This window comes from Fuscibacter oryzae (assembly GCF_016765795.1).
Taxonomy (GTDB): domain Bacteria; phylum Pseudomonadota; class Alphaproteobacteria; order Rhodobacterales; family Rhodobacteraceae; genus Fuscibacter; species Fuscibacter oryzae.
Genome location: NZ_JAESVP010000004.1, coordinates 106,227 through 123,767 on the forward strand (window position 1 = coordinate 106,227; position 17,541 = coordinate 123,767).

The 17,541-nt window shown below is 63.4% G+C and carries 16 protein-coding genes; 3 read left to right on the top strand and 13 right to left on the bottom strand.

Annotated features, from left to right (window positions below; genetic code table 11):
* The first annotated feature begins 2 nt into the window (after positions 1-2).
* The 3 genes from dxs (at position 3) to speD (ending at position 3,734) form a co-directional block, all read left to right on the top strand.
* On the top strand, positions 3-1,916 hold the full coding sequence (gene dxs / locus JI744_RS08715; protein WP_202659662.1) for a 1-deoxy-D-xylulose-5-phosphate synthase: 1,914 nt from the start codon (positions 3-5) through the stop codon (positions 1,914-1,916).
* Between the two features lie 164 nt (positions 1,917-2,080).
* The gene (locus JI744_RS08720; RefSeq protein ID WP_202659664.1) at positions 2,081-3,304 is read left to right on the top strand and encodes an FAD-dependent monooxygenase; all 1,224 of its coding nucleotides are present in this window, start codon (positions 2,081-2,083) and stop codon (positions 3,302-3,304) included.
* 46 nt (positions 3,305-3,350) lie between these two features.
* On the top strand, positions 3,351-3,734 hold the full coding sequence (speD, locus tag JI744_RS08725; protein ID WP_202659666.1) for an adenosylmethionine decarboxylase: 384 nt from the start codon (positions 3,351-3,353) through the stop codon (positions 3,732-3,734).
* Here the strand turns inward: speD and JI744_RS08730 are convergent.
* The 13 genes from JI744_RS08730 to JI744_RS08790 form a co-directional block, all read right to left on the bottom strand.
* On the bottom strand, positions 3,701-5,254 hold the full coding sequence (locus tag JI744_RS08730) for a polyamine aminopropyltransferase (protein WP_202659668.1): 1,554 nt from the start codon (positions 5,252-5,254) through the stop codon (positions 3,701-3,703). The two genes, speD and JI744_RS08730, sit on opposite strands and share 34 nt — an antisense overlap.
* On the bottom strand, positions 5,251-5,475 hold the full coding sequence (locus JI744_RS08735; RefSeq protein ID WP_202659670.1) for a DUF350 domain-containing protein: 225 nt from the start codon (positions 5,473-5,475) through the stop codon (positions 5,251-5,253). The genes JI744_RS08730 and JI744_RS08735 overlap by 4 nt, the downstream gene beginning before the upstream one ends.
* An 11-nt stretch (positions 5,476-5,486) precedes the next feature.
* Positions 5,487-5,648, bottom strand: coding sequence for a hypothetical protein (locus JI744_RS08740; RefSeq protein ID WP_202659672.1), 162 nt, complete (start codon positions 5,646-5,648; stop codon positions 5,487-5,489).
* Entirely contained in the window at positions 5,645-6,970 is a 1,326-nt protein-coding gene (locus tag JI744_RS08745) for a DUF4178 domain-containing protein (protein ID WP_202659674.1), read from the bottom strand. Before JI744_RS08745 ends, JI744_RS08740 begins: the two co-directional genes overlap by 4 nt.
* Complete coding sequence (locus JI744_RS08750) at positions 6,967-7,569, bottom strand: DUF4178 domain-containing protein (RefSeq protein WP_236019349.1); 603 nt, start codon at positions 7,567-7,569, stop codon at positions 6,967-6,969. Before JI744_RS08750 ends, JI744_RS08745 begins: the two co-directional genes overlap by 4 nt.
* Before the next feature lie 591 nt (positions 7,570-8,160).
* Positions 8,161-9,105 carry a sugar-binding transcriptional regulator gene (locus tag JI744_RS08755; protein ID WP_202659676.1) on the bottom strand — a complete coding sequence of 315 codons (945 nt, stop codon included), beginning with the start codon at positions 9,103-9,105 and terminating at the stop codon, positions 8,161-8,163.
* Between the two features lie 32 nt (positions 9,106-9,137).
* On the bottom strand, positions 9,138-10,157 hold the full coding sequence (locus tag JI744_RS08760) for a hypothetical protein (RefSeq protein WP_236019350.1): 1,020 nt from the start codon (positions 10,155-10,157) through the stop codon (positions 9,138-9,140).
* A complete protein-coding gene (locus JI744_RS08765; protein WP_202659678.1) occupies positions 10,157-11,227 on the bottom strand; it encodes an ABC transporter ATP-binding protein in 1,071 nt (356 codons plus the stop codon). Before JI744_RS08765 ends, JI744_RS08760 begins: the two co-directional genes overlap by 1 nt.
* 3 nt (positions 11,228-11,230) lie before the next feature.
* On the bottom strand, positions 11,231-12,055 hold the full coding sequence (locus JI744_RS08770) for a carbohydrate ABC transporter permease (RefSeq protein ID WP_202659680.1): 825 nt from the start codon (positions 12,053-12,055) through the stop codon (positions 11,231-11,233).
* Entirely contained in the window at positions 12,043-12,915 is an 873-nt protein-coding gene (locus tag JI744_RS08775) for a carbohydrate ABC transporter permease (protein ID WP_202659682.1), read from the bottom strand. The genes JI744_RS08770 and JI744_RS08775 overlap by 13 nt, the downstream gene beginning before the upstream one ends.
* Before the next feature lie 64 nt (positions 12,916-12,979).
* Positions 12,980-14,260 (bottom strand): ABC transporter substrate-binding protein, encoded by a 1,281-nt coding sequence (locus JI744_RS08780; protein ID WP_202659684.1) that lies wholly within the window; start codon positions 14,258-14,260, stop codon positions 12,980-12,982.
* A gap of 59 nt (positions 14,261-14,319) precedes the next feature.
* Positions 14,320-15,822, bottom strand: coding sequence for an FGGY-family carbohydrate kinase (locus JI744_RS08785; protein WP_202659687.1), 1,503 nt, complete (start codon positions 15,820-15,822; stop codon positions 14,320-14,322).
* Positions 15,819-17,501 (bottom strand): glycerol-3-phosphate dehydrogenase/oxidase, encoded by a 1,683-nt coding sequence (locus JI744_RS08790; protein WP_202659689.1) that lies wholly within the window; start codon positions 17,499-17,501, stop codon positions 15,819-15,821. Before JI744_RS08790 ends, JI744_RS08785 begins: the two co-directional genes overlap by 4 nt.
* Positions 17,502-17,541: the final 40 nt, after the last annotated feature.

Sequence of the window (17,541 nt, forward strand, 5' to 3'; positions counted from 1 at the left end):
CGATGGCCGACCTTCCCGCCACCCCGATTCTTGACCGCGTGAAATTGCCCGTCGACCTGAAGGGTCTGTCGGACCGAGAGCTGCGGCAATTGGCCGATGAGCTGCGCGCCGAAACAATCAGCGCGGTATCGGTGACGGGGGGGCATCTGGGCGCGGGTCTGGGTGTGGTGGAACTGACCGTGGCGCTGCATGCCATTTTCAACGCGCCGCGCGACAAGATCATCTGGGATGTGGGCCACCAGTGCTATCCGCATAAAATCCTTACCGGGCGGCGCGACCGCATCCGAACCTTGCGCACCGAAGGTGGCCTGTCGGGCTTCACCAAGCGCAGCGAAAGCCCCTATGACCCGTTCGGCGCTGCGCATTCCTCAACCTCTATCTCTGCCGCGCTGGGCTTTGCTGTGGCGGCCGATCTGGGGGGTGACCCCGGCGATGCGGTGGCGGTGATCGGCGACGGCTCGATGTCTGCGGGCATGGCGTTCGAGGCGATGAACAACGCCGGCCATCTGAAAAAGCGGCTGTTCGTGGTGCTGAACGACAATGAAATGTCGATCGCCCCGCCGGTTGGGGCCTTTTCGGCCTACCTCAGCCGGATGTACGCGGGCGCGCCGTTTCACGACCTGAAATCGGCGGCGCGGGGCGTGGTGTCGCTGCTGCCCGGTCCGTTTCAGGAAGGGGCGCGGCGGGCCAAGGAAATGATCAAGGGTATGGCAGTGGGCGGCACCCTGTTCGAGGAGTTGGGCTTTACCTATGTCGGGCCGATTGACGGACATGATCTGGACCAGTTGTTACCCGTGTTGCGCACCATCCACGCCCGGGCCACCGGGCCAATGCTGATCCATGTGCTGACCAAAAAGGGCAAGGGCTATGCGCCCGCCGAAAACTCCCCCGACCGGGGCCATGCGCGGGCCAAGTTTGATGTGGTGACGGGTGAGCAGAAAAAGGCCCCCTCGAACGCCCCCAGCTATACCCGCGTTTTCGCCGAAAGCCTTATCAAGGAAGCCGAGGCCGACCCCAGGATTGTCGCCATTACCGCCGCGATGCCCGATGGCACGGGGTTGGACCTGTTCGGCGCACGCTTCCCCAAGCGCACCTTTGACGTGGGGATAGCCGAGCAGCACGCCGTCACCTTCAGCGCCGGTCTGGCGGCTGGTGGGATGAAGCCTTTTTGCACGATCTATTCCACCTTCCTGCAACGCGGTTACGATCAGGTCGTGCATGACGTGGCGATTCAGCGCCTGCCGGTGCGCTTTGCCATCGACCGGGCGGGGTTGGTCGGGGCCGATGGCGCGACCCATGCGGGCAGCTTTGACGTGGCCTTCCTTGCCAACCTGCCCGGCATGGTGGTGATGGCCGCGGCGGATGAGGCCGAGCTGGTCCACATGGTCGCCACCGCCGCCGCGCATGACGATGGACCCATTGCCTTCCGCTATCCCCGTGGCGAAGGCGTGGGGGTGGAAATGCCTGCACGCGGTGTGCCGCTGGAAATCGGCAAAGGCCGCATGATCCGCGAAGGCGGCCGGATAGCGCTTTTGTCCTTCGGCACCCGCCTGTCCGAAGTGTTGAAAGCGGCCGAGGCGCTGGCGGCCCGTGGCATCACCCCCACCGTGGCCGATGCGCGGTTCGCCAAGCCGCTTGACCGCGACCTGATCCTGCAACTGGCCCGCACCCACGAGGCGCTGATCACGATTGAAGAGGGCGCGGTTGGCGGTTTCGGCAGCCATGTCGCCCAATTGCTGGCCCATGAGGGCGTGTTCGACCGTGGCCTGAAATACCGCAGCATGGTGCTACCCGACTCCTTCATCGATCAGGCCAGCCCCGAGGCGATGTACCGCGTGGCCGGCATGGACGCCCCCCAGATCGAGGCGAAGGTGCTGGAGGTTCTGGGGGTTTCGGTGGTGGGGAAAAGGGCCTGAAGGCCCCTGCCCCTAGGGGAGAGGGAATTTGTCCCGATGACCACCTATGCCCCGTTGGCCATCGCAGCCCCCTCTCCCCTCGGGGGAGAGGGTCGGGTGAGGGGGTGAGGGGCGAGACAACCCGGCGCATGGACCTTTTCCATGTGTCGCGCCATACTCCCGCCATGGAAAACGATGTCCTGATTGTCGGTGGTGGCTTGAACGGCCCCGCCCTTGCACTGGCCCTTGCGCAAGGCGGGCTGACTGTCACTGTGGTCGATGCCCGGCCAGCGCCCGCGCGGGCCGAGGCGGGGTTTGACGGGCGGGCCTATGCGCTGGCCGTGGCCTCCAAACGGTTGCTTTCGGTTGTTGGTGTCTGGCCCCGACTGGCAGACAAGACCCAGCCGATCCTGAAGATCGTTGCCAGCGACGGGCGGGCTGGCGAAGGGCCAGCGCCGTTTTTCCTGACTTTTGACGCCGCCGAGATTGAAGAAGGCCCGATGGGCTTCATGGCGGAAGACAGGCACCTTTATGCGGCCTTCCTTGCCGCGATGGCCGAAGAGCCGCGCATCCGCCTGATTTCGGGTCAGACGGTCGTGGCGCAACAGGTTGGTCCTGCGGGTGTAAGCGTCACCCTGGCCAATGGCGACAGCCTGACCGCCAGGGTTCTGGTGGGCTGTGATGGCCGCACCTCTGGCGTGGCGCAGCGCGCGGGCATAAGGCGGCAGGGCTGGGGCTATGGCCAGACGGCCTTGGTCGCGGCAGTGCATCACGAACAGGACCATCACGGTACTGCGCATCAGTTCTTCATGCCCTCTGGCCCTCTGGCCATTCTGCCGCTGCCGGGGGGGCATCATTCCTCGATCGTGTGGAGCGAACAGGACGACACGGCAAAGGCGATTCAGGCGCTGGACGATGCCGCCTATCTGGAGATCTTGCGCCCGCGCTTTGGGGATTTCCTTGGCAAGATCGCACTGGCGGGGGACCGTTTCACTTATCCCTTGAACCTGACCCTGGCCGAGAAATTTGTAGTGCCCCGCATCGCGCTGGCGGGCGATGCGGCCCATGGGGTGCATCCGATTGCCGGGCAGGGGCTGAATCTTGGATTGCGCGACGTGGGGGCCTTGGCGCAGGTGCTGGTAGAGGCGGCGCGGCGGGGCGAGGATATCGGCGCGATTGACGTGCTGGAGCGGTATCAGACATGGCGGCGGTTCGATTCCACCTCGCTCGCCTTGGGGATGGATACCGTCAACCGGGTGTTTTCCAACGATAACCCGCTGTTGCGGTTGGGGCGCGATATCGGGCTGGCGGCGGTCAATGCGCTGCCCGGGCTGCGGCGCGGTTTCATCCGGCAGGCGGCCGGGCTGAAGGGCGATCTTCCGCGCCTGCTGGCGGGGCAACCAATCTAGCGGTGGGCGCTTGGAACCCATTCATGGCCGGTGTAGCCTGCGCCTCATGGCCCAGACCCCCTTTGCCCCCGGACTGCATCTGCTGCTTGACCTATACGGCGCCACACATCTTGACGCGGTGGCAGAGTTGGAGTGCGTCTTGCGACGGGCAGCCGAACGTGCCGGTGCGACGGTGATCGCCAGTCATTTCAAGCATTTCGGCGGCGGGGGCGGGGTGACTGGCCTCGTTCTGTTGGCCGAGTCCCACATCTCGATCCACACATGGCCCGAGATCGGCTTTGCCGCGGTTGATATCTTCATGTGCGGCGCGGCCCGCCCCGATCTGGCCTGGCAAGAGATCGAGGCCGCGCTAAAGCCAACCCGCACGCACCTTTCCCGGATAGAGCGGGGCACCGATCACTTGAACCAGGCATCCCACCCGGCGCTGTAATATCCCACCAGCGCATGGGATTGCAGCCGGTTCACATCAGCGGGCATATCCGCCTCGTCTGGCCCAAAAACCTGTGCCGCGCGCCAGACCTCGGGCGTGGCATAGCGCAGGCCATCCGGCAGATGAATGTCGCGCGGGGTCAGTGGGTGGGCTGCAACCAGCGTAAACCCCCAATCGCCAAAGCTGGGCACATAGACATGATAGGGCAGCACCCACAGCCTGCCGCCGGGCACAAATGGATTGCGCGTCGCCTGCAAGGTGTGAACCACCGACCAATAGCCCTGCCGCGCGAACAGCGGAGAGCCGGATTGCACCACCATCACCCCGGTCGCCGACAGCCGCTCTGCCAGCATGGCATAGAATTCCTGAGTATAAAGCTTGGACAGCGCAATCGACTTTGGGTCCGGCAGATCAACGATGATCACATCGTAACTGTCGCGGTTTTCTGCCGCAAAGGCCCAGGCATCGCCCGTCACCACCGTCATGCGCGGGTCGTTCAGCGATCCTGCGTTCAGCGCCACAAGATCGGCATGGCTGCGAAACAGCCCCGTCACGGCCCCATCCAGATCGACCAGTGTAACCGCCGCCACATCGGCGCTGCGAAACACCTCGCGCGCGGCCAGCCCGTCACCACCGCCCAGGATCAGCACCTTTTGCCGACGGGGGGCCAGCGCCATCGCCGGTTGCACCAGCATCTCGTGATAGCGGTATTCGTCCTGACTATCGAACTGGATCGAGGCATCCAGAAAGAACCGGGTCCGGCCCTGAAACCGCGTCAGGGTCAGGTGCTGATAGGGGCTGTCTTGTGACAGGATCACCTCATCCTCGAAGAGGCTGGCCTCAACCACCGACACCATCCGTTCCGATTGCACCAGAAAAACCGACAGGGCGCACAGCGCCACGGCCCAGACCACCACCAACCCGCGCGAGACCTGCGCCCGAAACAGCCAAAGTGAGATACCCGCGACCAGCAGGTTCAGCACCCCGAACGAAAGCGAGGCCGACATCAACCCCAGATGCGGCACGATCAACAATGGAAACGCAACCGAGGCCGCAAGCGCACCAACGTAATCGACACTCAGCACATTCTCGAACCGGAAGGCCGCCGCGCCCACCTCTTTCAGAACGCGGGCAATCAGCGGAATTTCCATCCCGCACAGAATGCCGGTCAGAACCAGAAACAGATACAGCGGCAGTTCAACCTCGCCCATCCAGGCATAGGCAAAGAACATGACGGGCGCCATGCAGCCGCCGATCACCCCCAGCGCGATCTGTGCCCAGACAAAACCGCTGACCGCGCGGTCCACAAAGCGCGTGACCCAGGCCCCCAGCCCCATCGAGGCCAGAAACACCCCGATGACCAAGGAAAACTGCCGCACGCTGTCGCCCAGCAGATAGCTGGACAGGGTGGCCGCGACCAATTCGTAAACCATTCCCGCCGCCGCCACGAGGAAGGTGGCGGCCAGCAGCCAGATCTCGCGCCCGCGCCCGTGGGGTGGGCCATCGTCCAAAGGCGTCATGAATGCAGGACAGCCGCGATGATGATGGCCAGCGACACAAAGACCGATCCGATCAGCACGGCAAGGGCGGTGTTCTGATCCTGCTCGATCTCTCGCACCACCGGAAAGGGCGCGATCTTGGTGATCAGCCACCAGCACAGGCCCATCAGGCCAACGCCAAGGGCGGTATAAAAGATCGTCGAGACGACCTCAGCAGGGTTGATAGCCGAAAACAGGGTCATGCCGTTTTCCCTCATTTGACGTTTGCGTTCTGAAATGTGTTGCCGCCGCTGCCAAGACGGATTGAGCGGTCGGTATCCAGGCTTTCGCCGCCGATGCCCATATAGCCCAGATAGGCGGCCCCCGATGACACCAGCAAAGAGCTGACAACAAAGACCGTGCGAACAAGGTTCAATCGTCATCTCCCCCAGCATCGGTGTCTTCGTCTTCCCAGTCCGATCCGCTCCATCGTTCTTTCTCGCGCAAAGAGCGGCGCAGGAAAAGGCCGCCGCCGATCAGCGCAAACAAGGTTGCCAAGCCCAGAGTGGGAAAGGCGGTCGCCGCCCCGGCGCGGGCGCTGACGGTCAGGGGCGGCGGCGGCATGGTTGCGGTGGTTTCCCCGATGCCACGCTCTGGCAGGTCAATCTCCATCATATAGCGGCCGGGCTCTTCGGGGCGAAACCGCAACTGGCTGCCCTCGTAACTTTCGGTCCAGCTTCCATCGCTGTCATGGCCGGAAAACCGGCCCAGTTCCCGCCCGATCTGAAACATCGGCTGGTCGTCGGGGTCACTGACCGTCACCTCCAGCCAGGCCCAGGTGTTATCATTCAGATCGCCGCGAAAGTTCACGACCGTCAATCGCCCCGCCTGATCAACCTCCAGCGGCAGTTCAACGGGCAACTGGGCCGCCGAAAGGCGGGTTGGTGGCAGGATCTGATGGCCTGACATGCTGGCGAAAACCGCGCTTAGCAGCAGGCCAAGCCCGGCAAAGGCTGCTGCTGCTGCGATCAGAAACCGCTCGTTCGGGGGTTCGCCAATGGTCTCAAGGGGGTGGCGCCCAAGTGCGCGCACTGGAGCGGCAGCAAATCCGAACGATTGCCACAGCGCGGTCTGCGGCGGCAGAACCGTGCGCTCCACCTCGCGCTCTGCCCCGGTTTCGGTGAACGACAGCATCGCGTCACTGCCAAGCAGGGTGATGGTGGTGGCGCGGTCGCCGATATGGGGCCGCCAGGTGAACTCTCCTTCGGCAAAGGTGATCCGCGCCTTTGACGTTTCGTAATAGGCATAGCTTTGCCCTGCCAAGCGGACCTGCGGGCGGCTGGTTGAGGTTTCGACCGCGATCTCGCTGACCCAGCCCGGCTGCGTGCCCTGACGCCAGCGGCGGGTCAGGAACAGGCGTCTCGCTTCCAGCGTCAGCCAGGAATAGCCGTGGGTTGGCGAATAGATCAGATGGTCGGTCCAGTCCCAGCTTTTGCCATCCGCCTCTTCGCGCCAGCCCAGAATGCCGATAATCTGATGGTCAACGCCCAGAACCTTGCCGCTGTCACCAATTTTAAGCGGTGTCTCCGGGCGCGGCATTTCGGCAAATTTGCTAAGGACGCGATACCCTGCGACGGCATCAAGCTCGGAACTGCAATAGCCGCAGATCTGGCTGACCACCCGGCCACCGCCCAGCACATTCAGCCCCGCCCCGCAGTTGGGGCAGCTTATGGCGGCAGGGGAACTGGCGGATTTCATGCCACCGTCACCTCGAACGGATCAACCCAGGTGCCCAGAAACCACGTCCAACTGTCAGGGCCACTTTCGCCCGACAGCAAGCTGCCGTCATTACCCGTGCAATTGACAAACCGATAGCGGTCCCCGACCCGCAGGATTTCCGGGAAAGACCCTGCAAGTGCCACGCATTCGGCCTCTTCCACCTCGGTCACGCTGAACCAGCGGCCGTCGGCGCCAACCTCTGCACCCAATGTTTCGGCTGGGGCGGTCTTGGGTGCGTCGGTGGCTGACAACGGGCGCTGAATCACGACATCGCCTTCGTCAACCGAGATCCAGACCCCACCGTCTTGGGTTTCGGCCCAGAATTCATCCCACTCTCCCCGGCCATAGCTGAACCGGGCCTGTCCGCGTGGAAAATAGGTCTGCCCGCCAATCGTGACGCTTTGGCCCAATCGGATCAGTTGCGCCGTATCGTGCATCACTCCCGCCTGACCGGCCAGCACGAACTGATCGTCCTGCAAAAATGATGTGGTGCCGCAATGCACGCAACTGACCATTTTAAGGGCCTTGAGCCTTGGTCCAAGGCCCGCACCGCATTTTGGACAGTTCATCTCGGTCATAGGCAAAGGATGGCGCAAATGTCCGTATAAAACCACGGAGATTTGCGCCTATGCGCTTGCCCATAGCGGCAGGCTGGCGGCACTGGCCGCGTATCGTGGGCTTTACCGCGCGGGGCGGAGTGCCTCTGTCGCCTTCGTGCCGCTGGTTGATCCGGTGGTGCGCCGATTTGTCGAGCGTTACATCAAAGGTATCGGCTGGGTCGGCCAGATTCCCTTTGATCTGAGCCGCCGCCCGGATGGCTCGGTTCTGCCTTCGGAATGCAAACTTCGGGAGACAAGCGGGCGGCCTCTGTCCGTGCGATACGGTTGGCTGAGACGACCTACGATCAAGTCTTCAGCATCGCAGGCAAAGCGGCGTTCGACCCCGGTTGCGGTTGCCAAAGGCCAATTCGTAAGCCAGCACAACGCATCTCTCCTGGGCGAAGGAGCGCATTTGAGGGGAAAAAACCGTCCACTCCAGCAATCATGAAACCAATTCCGACCCCGAGAGGCTATCATTGTGTGGTCAGATGCCGCGCCACATAAAGCTGCAAGGTGTCGAACGGGGCTGCCATATCCGTAGCAGTCGGATCATCGGATCATCGGGCCCGGTTAGATCCCCAGAACCGCCGCCGCCAAGGGTGCGTCGATGACGATCCTGTCTACATAGCCGCCCCGCAAGGCGGCGCGCGTCGGCTCCAGCTTGTGCAGGCCACTGACCACCAGCAGCCCGGTCATCTGCCGCAACGTCTGGTGATCGGTGCCGATCAGACGTTCATCCAACGCACCCAGCACGGGCGCACCGTTGGCATCAATGAAGCGACCGGCGATGATGCCCACCGCGCCACGCGCGACATAATCGGCCACCTCGGCCTCGGTCGCGATCTTGAACTGCACCACATGGGTGTCAGGCGTGCAGGGGCTCAGGGAATAGATCGACTTTGTGCAGCGCGCCAGATTGGTCAGTTGTTCTGCGATGATCGGCTCTGCCCGCAACATGCCCGCCAAGGCCGCCGTGGTGCAGACCGCCGGTGCGTTCAGGTTGATGCAGGCCGCCGACAGCCGGCGTGCGATTTCAGTTGAACAGCTTTCCGATGTGGGCAGCAACGGGTTTGCCATGGAGCCGATCAACTGGCGAACCGTCAGATTGGAGATTGGCCACCACGGCACGTTTTCCGACACAAACCAGACCGTCTGGCCCCAGCTGACCCCAAGCTCATCGCCCGGTTCCACGAAATCGGGCAGCGTCTGGGCCGCAGCCTCGCAGACCGCGCGGGTCAGCGCCTCGCCTTCCAGCCCCTCGGCGGGGATGACCTGCGCATCTTGCAGGTTGAACCGCGTGCGCAAGCCATCGGCCAGTTCGTTCAGCCGAAAATGCTCTCCGGCGATCTTGACGCAGACGATCTGACGCTCTTTTGCCAGCTTGAGATAGCTGATGATCGTCGGGCGCGACAGGTTCAGCTGCTTGGCAATTTCGCCTTGCGTCAGGTTCTTGGCATAGTAGAGCCAGGCCACCTCGGCGACGATGCGGTTTGATGGCTGGTTGCTGCGGCTCATGGTTCTCCTCGCACTGGCTTTTGCCTGCCGCGTCAGTCGGCAGTTGCGGCCAGTTTCAGCGCATCTTCGGTAATGTGCAGGTCGGTGTCCAGATCACGGTCTGCAATCAGGTTTTGCCTTGCCAGATCGGCATGATAACCCCGAACGGCCTGTGCGGGCGTAGCCTCGCCATCGGCCACAAGGCGCATCCAGCGGATCAGGGCCAGCTGATCCTCTGACGCGTTGATCTTGCGGCCAAACAGCGCTAACCGCCCGCCAAAGCGCTCGGTCTGCGCCACCAGTTCAAGCGTGTCGCGATGCGTGCCGCTGCCCCCGCCCAGAACGCCAACCACCAGCGACGGGTCATGCCCGGCCAGTTCCTCCAGCGCGGCAGGGCCATTATAGGCGATCTTGAGGAATTCTGGCCGCTCGGCGCGGGTCAGGCTGCCCATCGCGCGCAAGATGCAATCATTGACATAGGCACCCAGACCATCCGGCGGGACACCGATATCAAGGTTGGGGTTGAACACCTCCAGAAAATGCATGACCCCGGCCTTGCGGGTATCGGCGCGAAAGGCAGCATAGGCCTCCAGCGTGGCAGCGTCCCTTGCGGCATCATTCTGAAAGGTCAGCGAATAGAGGCCAAGGGGGGCGCGGGCCAATGACATGTCCGCCCCACGATAGGGGTGCGAGGCAAAACTGCGATAGCGCCCATGCCGGATGATGCCCCACATATCGGTCGCCTCGTTGCCGCGAAAGGCTGGCATGACAGCAGAGCCGTCAAAGGCACCATCTTCGGCCAGCGCCTCGATGTTGCTGGCAGAGGCCAGCATTATGTCGATGACATCCTGATCGATCAGGGCGCGCATCCGGGCCAGAAACTCGGCCCGGCTTCTGTAGCCGGTGATGCGCCCCGCGGCGTCGCGGCGGGGACCAGTTATCATCACGCCGCCCGACAGGTCGGCATCCTTGGCATCGGCCAGAATAAAGTCGCCTCGCCGGTAGTCTCCGGCGCGGATACGGGCGATCTTGGCGGCATAGCGGGTATGGGCATGGGACAAAAGCATGGGCATCACGCAAGGCAGGACCGGCCAGTGGCACGGTCAAAGATGTGAAGGTGGTCGGGCGACAGTGCAAAACTGACCGGATCGCCAATGGAGAGACCGCGAAAATCGCGAGTGACAAAGGACATATCGGCACCGTCAACCTCGGCGATGATCTGGCCTTCTGCGCCCATGTTCTCGATCAGCGAAACGCGGCCCGTGATTGCGCCCTCGGCGCCGGGCGAAACCCTTTCCATCCGGGTGGGGCGCAGACCCAGCTCAACCTCTTGCCCCTCGGCGACGGCAAAGCGACCCGGCGGCAGCGGGATGCGGACAGAGCCTGCCACCGCGGCGCCCCTCTCGATCCGGCCAAGCCGGAAATTCATTGAAGGGGAGCCGATGAAATCGGCAACGAAACGTGTGGCCGGGCGATCAAAAATCTCGTCCGGCGTGCCTTGCTGTTCGATGGCGCCCGCCCGCATCAGCACGATGCGATCAGCGATCGTCATCGCCTCCAGCTGATCATGGGTGACAAAGATCGTCGTCGTCTTCAGGCTGTTGTGCATCTTGCGGATCTCGGTCCGCAGCTTTTCGCGCAGCTTGGCATCTAGGTTCGACAAGGGTTCATCGAACAGGAACACCTTGGGGGTCTTGATCATGGCCCGCGCCATGGCAACCCGCTGCTGCTGACCACCCGACATCGCCTTTGGCTTGCGGTTCAGCATCGGCTCCAGCCCCAGCATTCGTGCAACTTCGCCAAGGCGGCGATCAATCTCTGGGCCAGGCACGCCCGCCCGACGCAGGCCGAAGGTAATGTTGTCGGCCACCGTCATGTGGGGATAAAGCGCATAGCTTTGAAATACCATCGCGACGCCGCGCTGGCCGGGGTGGCGGTTGGTTACATCTGCCCCGCCGATGCTGATGCGCCCAGCCGTCACCTCTTCCAGCCCCGCGATCATGCGCAGCATGGTGGATTTTCCGCAGCCAGACGGGCCAAGGAAAACCACGAACTCATGGTCAGGGATCATCAGGTTCAGCCCGTCAATTACCGGATGGGCGCCATAGCTTTTGACGATACCAGAGCATTCGATATGGGCCATGTCTTAGCCTTTCGTGCGTCCGCCGCTGCGGATCATAGAGTTGATAAGGCCCATCAGAAGGCCGATGAAGAAAAGCGGGGGCAGCACCAGAACCACCGTCGCGGCATTGATCACGCCCCAGGGCACTTCCTTGCCCAAAGAGGTGATAGAGGCCGCAACCACCGGCAGCGTGGCATTCTGCGCGGCAAGGGTCAGCGCCAGCAGCAATTCGTTCCAGACCAGAACGAAGGTAAAGACCAGCGCGCCAAACAGGGATGGCGCCGCCACCGGCAAAGAGATGCGCCAGAAAACCTCGGCCTCCGAGCAGCCCTCCATCGCGGCGGCTTCCTCGATTTCGGGCGGAACCCGTTCGAAGGCAGGCGTCGCCAGCCAGATCATGGTTGAGATCGTGGTCACCAGATAGACGAGGATCAGCCCGCCCAGACTGTCGTAGATCCCCAGATCAAGGTAGATCACGATGAAGGGAATGGCGATGGCCACCGGCGGCATGAAGCGCAGCGACAGGACGAAGAACTGGATGTCATCGCCCCGCCGGCGCATGTGACGGGCCAGCGTGTGGGCCGCCGGAATCCCCAGCAGCGCGCCGATCCCCACCGATGCCGCCACCACCAGAACCGAGTTTACCAGCCCGTCGCGAATGGTGGGATTGCCAAGGATGGTGGCAAAGTTATCCAGTGTGGGCGTGAAGAACAGCTTTGGCACCGGCGTCACGATGTCGCGCAGCTCTTTGAAGGCGCCAAGTGCTGTCCACAGGATAGGCGCCAGCGCGATCAGCACCAGAAGCCCAAGCGCCAGCCGCGCCAGAATACGAAGGATCAACGGGACCATTTTCTGCTCGCACGCCAGATAAGGGTGAAGGCGACCGTAGTGACGATCAAAAGCAGGATCGACATGGCCGAGGCATAGGACACCCGACCCCCAAGGTTGATGCCGGATTGATAGGCGTAAAGATCCAGCGTTTCGGTCGCTGTGCCGGGGCCACCGCCAGTCATGACAAAGATCAGATCGAACGACCGCAGCGATTCCACCGCCTTGACCAGTGCAAGGCTGATCAGCGGCCCTTTCAGCATTGGCAGGGTGACATAGGCATGAATCTGCCATGTGCGGGCGTTGTCCAGCATCGCCGCCTCGATAGGGTCGCGCGGCATGGTCTCCAGCAGCTTGACGAGGATCACCGTGAAGAACAGGCCCCATTGCCAGATATCGACCACCGCAACCGAAACCAGTGCCAGTGACGGGTTGGCCAGAAACTCGACCGGCCCTAACCCCGCCTCTCCGACGATCCAGTTCAACAGACCCAGCGAGGGCGAATAGAGGAACCGCCAGATGAAGGCCGCCGCCACGCGGGGCAGCAGAACCGGCGCAAGGAAGGCAAAGCAGATCAGGTTGCGCCAAAGCGCCCGCTTCACCGTTTCATGCACCAGAACCGCCAGCAGAACCGCCACCACCAAGGTGCCGGCAACCGTGATCAGCTCCCAGATCAGAGAGATCTCCAGCGCGTTGAAGAACCGCTTGTCGCGCAGAAGCCGCAGATAGTTGTAAAGCCCGACGAATTCATAGTCGGGCGACCCCAACACCCGGTTCATCAACGAAAACCAAACAGCCCCGGCGGTCGAAACCGCCGCCAGGAGGCCCAGAACGGTCAGCGCCGGGGCAAGGGTTAAAAGTATAAAGCGCTGTCGCGTCATCTTTGGTCCTTCCGTGGCAGGTTACCCGGACCGGGCACAGGGTCTGGCCGGTCCGGGCAGGCCATCATTTCACACGCGCCAGCGCGTCTTCGGCGGCAAAAGACACCTCGTCCAGCGATGCCTGAATGTCGCTGCGGGTGCCGGTGAACAGTTCTTCCAGCGCAAGGCCCAGCGTGTCACCGATCTCTGGCCAGGCCGGGTTGGCCATGATCAGCAGGTTGGTCCTGGGGCCGGTCGCCAGCAGCGCGTCGATGTATTCCTGCGGTACGGCCTTTTTGTAAGCCTCGCTTTGCAGGCTGGAGATGCGGGCGATGTCAGAGGCGATACCTGCGGCAAGGCGCTGCTGCTCCATCTCTTTCGATGTGGCCCAGCCCACGAAATCACCCGCGATGACCTTGGCGCAATCGTCCTTGGCCCCCACGGTCGAAATCGCCCAGCCATGCGCCCATCCCGCCGAGGGCAGGGGTTCCGGTGGCGGCGCATAGCCGACTTTGCCCACGACCTGACTTTTGCTGGCATCTTCCATCCACGGGCCGAAGACGTCGCTTTCGATCAGGATCGCCACCTGGCCACCGCGAAATGCCTCGACCGAATCCGACCAGTTGAAGGTGCCCACGCCGGGTGGGGCAGAGTGCATCAGGTCAATATAAAGGTCAGTCGCCTTGACCGCCGCCTCAGAGGCAAAGGCCGGTGCGCCGTCTTTCAGCCACTCGCCGCCCATGGCACGGAAGAATGGCGTCCAGCGCCACACGTTCATGCCAGAGCCGCGCTGCCCCCGCGCTGACCAGCCATAGACCTTGTTCGCAGGATCGTTCAGCGCCTTGATCGCGGCTACCATCTCGTCCAGCGTTTTCGGCGGGGCAATGCCTTTGGCCTCCAGCAGATCCTTGCGATACATCATGATGTCGCCGCCGCCGACAAAAGGCGCAAAATACTGCACCCCGCCGGACGAGGCGACATTGGCCAGATCGACGCGGAAATCCTTGAGGTCATAGTCAGCCGGAACCACGTCAGCCAGCGGATAAACCCAACCGGCATTGACGTATTCGGCCAGATTGGCCTCGTCCATGTAAATGACCTGATAGGAACCTGCGCCGGTCGATACGTCCAGCCGGGCCTTTGCGCGCCGCTCATTCTCACCCAAAAGGGTGATCTTGACCTCGGTTCCCCATTTCTTGTTGAACTCGGCCAGATGGGCGTCCAGCGCGGTTACGGCGGGCATACCTTGCCCGATCACGTTCAACTCTGGCAGCTTGCCCATGCAGGCGGCGGTATCCTGCGCCATTGCCGCCAAAGGCAACAGGGCGGCACAGGCGGTGCCAGCCATAAATCCCTTCAGTGTCATCGTCATTTTCCTCTCTCCCTATGTGGTCGTGCAGTTCCGATCTGTCGCCCGATGCGCGATCAGGGCGGTGCCGACGTTGCGGCGGCCAGATCCATCATTCCCCGGTCAAGCCGTTGGAATTCCTTGTAACCTTGCTCGTACAGCGCGGTATGGTCCTTGGATGGCGCATGGCTGCGACCGATCCGGCACATGGCGGTGCTGGCCGCGCCAAGATCTCGATAAAGCCCACCTGCCACCGCCGCGCAGATCGCGGCCCCCAAGGCACCAACTTCTTCAGCCTCCACCACCTCGACCGGGCGGCCGCAGACATCGGCAAAGATCTGCGCCCAGTGTGGTGACCGCGCGGCCCCCCCCGTCAGGCGGATCGCTGCGGGCCAGTGGCCATCTGCATGGCGCAGGATCTCTTCAGCATGGCGGCGGTGTTGAAAGGCCACCGCTTCGCAGATTGCGCGGATCATGCTGCCCGCGTCATCCGATGCGGCAAGCCCGATAAAGGTGCCCTGCCGGGGCAGCGGGCCATGGACATAGGGCAGAAACCGGCAGCGGCGGGCGGCAACCGGCACACGGGCCATGGCCTCCATGGCTTCGGCCATCGTCATCCGGCCCGCCATGGCGCGGTCGATATACCATCCCAGATTGGCGGCGGATGAGGGGCTGCCTTCGGCCACCAGCCGGGCCGCGCCGTCGCGGTGCAGCATGTTCAGGATCGGTGGGTCGTTTACCGTGGTGGCTTGCACCTCCAGCGCGTTGATCGCCCAGGTTCCGGCAATCATCACCATCCGGTCGGACGAGGTGACACCGGCACCCAAGGCGCAGGCGGCAACATCCATCATGCCGCTTGCCACGGGCAGGCCTTCGGGCAGGCCGGTCTGAGCGGCGGCGGCGGCATTTACCCGTCCGGCCACCGCCGAACTGCTGACAACGGGCGGCAGCCTAGGCGTCAGGCTTGGCAGGGCCAGCACCTGCCAGATTTCGGTTGAATGACTTGCCCTGTTCAGGTCCATCAGCCCGCCGCCACTGGCATCGGTGGGGTCGGTTGCCGCCGTGCCAGTCAGGCACATCCGCAGATAATCCTTGCAGGACAGGGCCCAGCGGCTGGCAGCCATCACCTCCGGCTCGGTCTCGGCCAGATGAGCCAATTGCATCACGGTCTGCCCGCCCCAGATGCGCTGACCGTTCATCTGTGAAATCAGGGTGGCCCGCCCGTCGCGGTGCAGTCGATCAGCCAGGGGTTGCGCCCGGTGATCGACCGAAACGATGCAGGGTCGCGTCGGCTGGCCCGCACCGTCCACCAGAAAGATGCCGTTGCCAAATCCGGTACAGCCCACCGCGACCAGCCGACTCGCGGCATCCGCGTGCTGCATCAGGCCGCGAATGGCCGTTGCGGTCGCCTGCCAGAAAGCCACAGGATCACGCTCTACCCGCCCGTCCGGGTGATGCAGGGTGGCCACCGCCGCAGCCTGTAATGCCTCTACCCGGCCAAAGGCGTCGATCAGCGCAACCTTGACTGCGGTGCCCCCCGCGTCAATCGCCAAGACCAGCGGCAGGTCGCGGCGGGTCATGCTCTCGTCACGACTTGCAGGCCCAGAATGCGCGGATCACGCAGCACCGTAGCCAGTTCAGCCTCGATCCAGCTTTCGTCGCGGCCCAGCTTGCGGGCCATCACAGCGGCGCAGGCACGCAGGGTTTCGGCTGTCAGGCACCCGGTTGTTACCAGACCTGTGCGCCGCAGCACGAGGTCTTCCAGACGGCAAGCCATGCGGTTGCGCACCAGCCACGCAATCTCGGCCTCGCTATAGTCGGGCTGACCGGGCAGTGCCACCATGGGGCCGGCTGCCTCTTCGACGGCAACCGCTGCCGCCAGCGCGCCATATCTGACAATCAGGGTAGCGATCCGGGCCTCGCTTGTCCCCAGCCGTGCGGCAAGGGTGGCCGCATCCAGCGCCGCCGCGCCCGGATAGGGCCTGCCAGCGGTAGATAAATTGCGCCTGCGGCCCAGCCGCGTCAGCGCGACATCAGCAGCCTGTTCGGCGAAAGAGCGAAAGGTTGTCCATTTGCCGCCCACCAGCGACAGAACCGGCACGGTGCCATGCCGTGCCTCGACCAGTGCATGATCGCGCGCGGCCTGCGTCGCGCTGCCATCGCCCGCCTGAAGCGGGCGGATGCCCGTTGTCACCGCGATAATCTGGTCTCTGGTGGGACGAATGTCGGCGAACAACCGGGTGAGCGCCGCCAGGAGATAGCCAATCTCGGCCCCTTCAACATTGCGGTCGTCAGGATCGGCGGTCTCTACCTCGGTCGTTCCCATCAGGATGCAATCACCGACAGGCAGGCAGATCACCATTCTCCCGGTGCCATCATCAAAGTAATAGGCCCGCCCGTTCATGCGGCGCTGCAACAAAGCATTGCGCAGCAACAGATGGGCCCCCTTGACCCCCCGGATCAAAGTGCCAGCGATGCCAAGGCGCGCGTTCACCCGGTCAATTGCCGCGCCAGCCGCATTCACGATCACGCGCGGATGCACAACTGCCTGTCGCCCACCCTGAATGGTATCGGTGATCACGATGCCACCCGCCCCGTCGGGGGCCCATGCCACATGGTTCAGGGCTGTGACACCGGACTGCGTCATCGCCTCGCCCAGCATTTCCATCACCAGCCCCTCGGGGCACAGGATCTGGCCGTCAAAATAGGTAACCACGGCTTTCACGCCATCGGGCATTCCCTTGGTCACGGCAGCGTTGCGCCCCCAGGCGGAATGACGCGGCAGGGCCCGGCGCACCGCGCCAAAGCGCTCATAAAAAGTCAATGCGCCCTTCAAGGCCACAAGGCTAAGGGGGCCGGGCCGCTTTGACAGACCGGAAAAGCGCAGTATGGCCCCGCCCAGACCTCGCAGCCGATGCTCCAGCGGGACCACAATCTGCAACGGCCGCACCGCATGGGGCGCGTCATGAAGCAGGGCGTTGCGTTCGCGCGCGGCTTCGGCCACCAGCCGGAACTCTCTCCCCTCCAGATACCGCAAGCCGCCATGCGCCATCCGGCTGGAGGCGCCACTGGCGCCAGAGCAGAAGTCGCCCTGCTCGACCAGCACCGCCGTCACGCCGTTCAGCGCCAGATCCCGCAGCGTCGCGACGCCGTTCACCCCACCGCCGATAATCAGAACATCGACCTGCGACAGCCCGCCCAACACAGACCACGCCGCATCGCGGGCAAGGGGGGTGTCGGGTGATGTTGCGGAAATCATGGCGTGCGCTCGGTTGGGTCTTTGGTCCGAGAACGCTAGG

Excerpts from the sequence above, each read along its gene's own strand:
- JI744_RS08765 (WP_202659678.1), bottom strand. The coding sequence starts at position 11,227 with ATGGCCCATATCGAATGCTCTGGTATCGTCAAAAGCTATGGCGCCCAT.
- JI744_RS08785 (WP_202659687.1), bottom strand. The coding sequence starts at position 15,822 with ATGACCCGCCGCGACCTGCCGCTGGTCTTGGCGATTGACGCGGGGGGC.
- JI744_RS08790 (WP_202659689.1), bottom strand. The coding sequence starts at position 17,501 with ATGATTTCCGCAACATCACCCGACACCCCCCTTGCCCGCGATGCGGCG.
- JI744_RS08770 (WP_202659680.1), bottom strand. The coding sequence starts at position 12,055 with ATGGTCCCGTTGATCCTTCGTATTCTGGCGCGGCTGGCGCTTGGGCTT.
- JI744_RS08760 (WP_236019350.1), bottom strand. The coding sequence starts at position 10,157 with ATGCCCATGCTTTTGTCCCATGCCCATACCCGCTATGCCGCCAAGATC.
- speD (WP_202659666.1), top strand. The coding sequence starts at position 3,351 with ATGGCCCAGACCCCCTTTGCCCCCGGACTGCATCTGCTGCTTGACCTA.
- JI744_RS08775 (WP_202659682.1), bottom strand. The coding sequence starts at position 12,915 with ATGACGCGACAGCGCTTTATACTTTTAACCCTTGCCCCGGCGCTGACC.
- JI744_RS08780 (WP_202659684.1), bottom strand. The coding sequence starts at position 14,260 with ATGACACTGAAGGGATTTATGGCTGGCACCGCCTGTGCCGCCCTGTTG.
- JI744_RS08720 (WP_202659664.1), top strand. The coding sequence starts at position 2,081 with ATGGAAAACGATGTCCTGATTGTCGGTGGTGGCTTGAACGGCCCCGCC.
- JI744_RS08730 (WP_202659668.1), bottom strand. The coding sequence starts at position 5,254 with ATGACGCCTTTGGACGATGGCCCACCCCACGGGCGCGGGCGCGAGATC.
- JI744_RS08755 (WP_202659676.1), bottom strand. The coding sequence starts at position 9,105 with ATGAGCCGCAGCAACCAGCCATCAAACCGCATCGTCGCCGAGGTGGCC.
- JI744_RS08750 (WP_236019349.1), bottom strand. The coding sequence starts at position 7,569 with ATGACCGAGATGAACTGTCCAAAATGCGGTGCGGGCCTTGGACCAAGG.
- JI744_RS08735 (WP_202659670.1), bottom strand. The coding sequence starts at position 5,475 with ATGACCCTGTTTTCGGCTATCAACCCTGCTGAGGTCGTCTCGACGATC.
- JI744_RS08745 (WP_202659674.1), bottom strand. The coding sequence starts at position 6,970 with ATGAAATCCGCCAGTTCCCCTGCCGCCATAAGCTGCCCCAACTGCGGG.
- dxs (WP_202659662.1), top strand. The coding sequence starts at position 3 with ATGGCCGACCTTCCCGCCACCCCGATTCTTGACCGCGTGAAATTGCCC.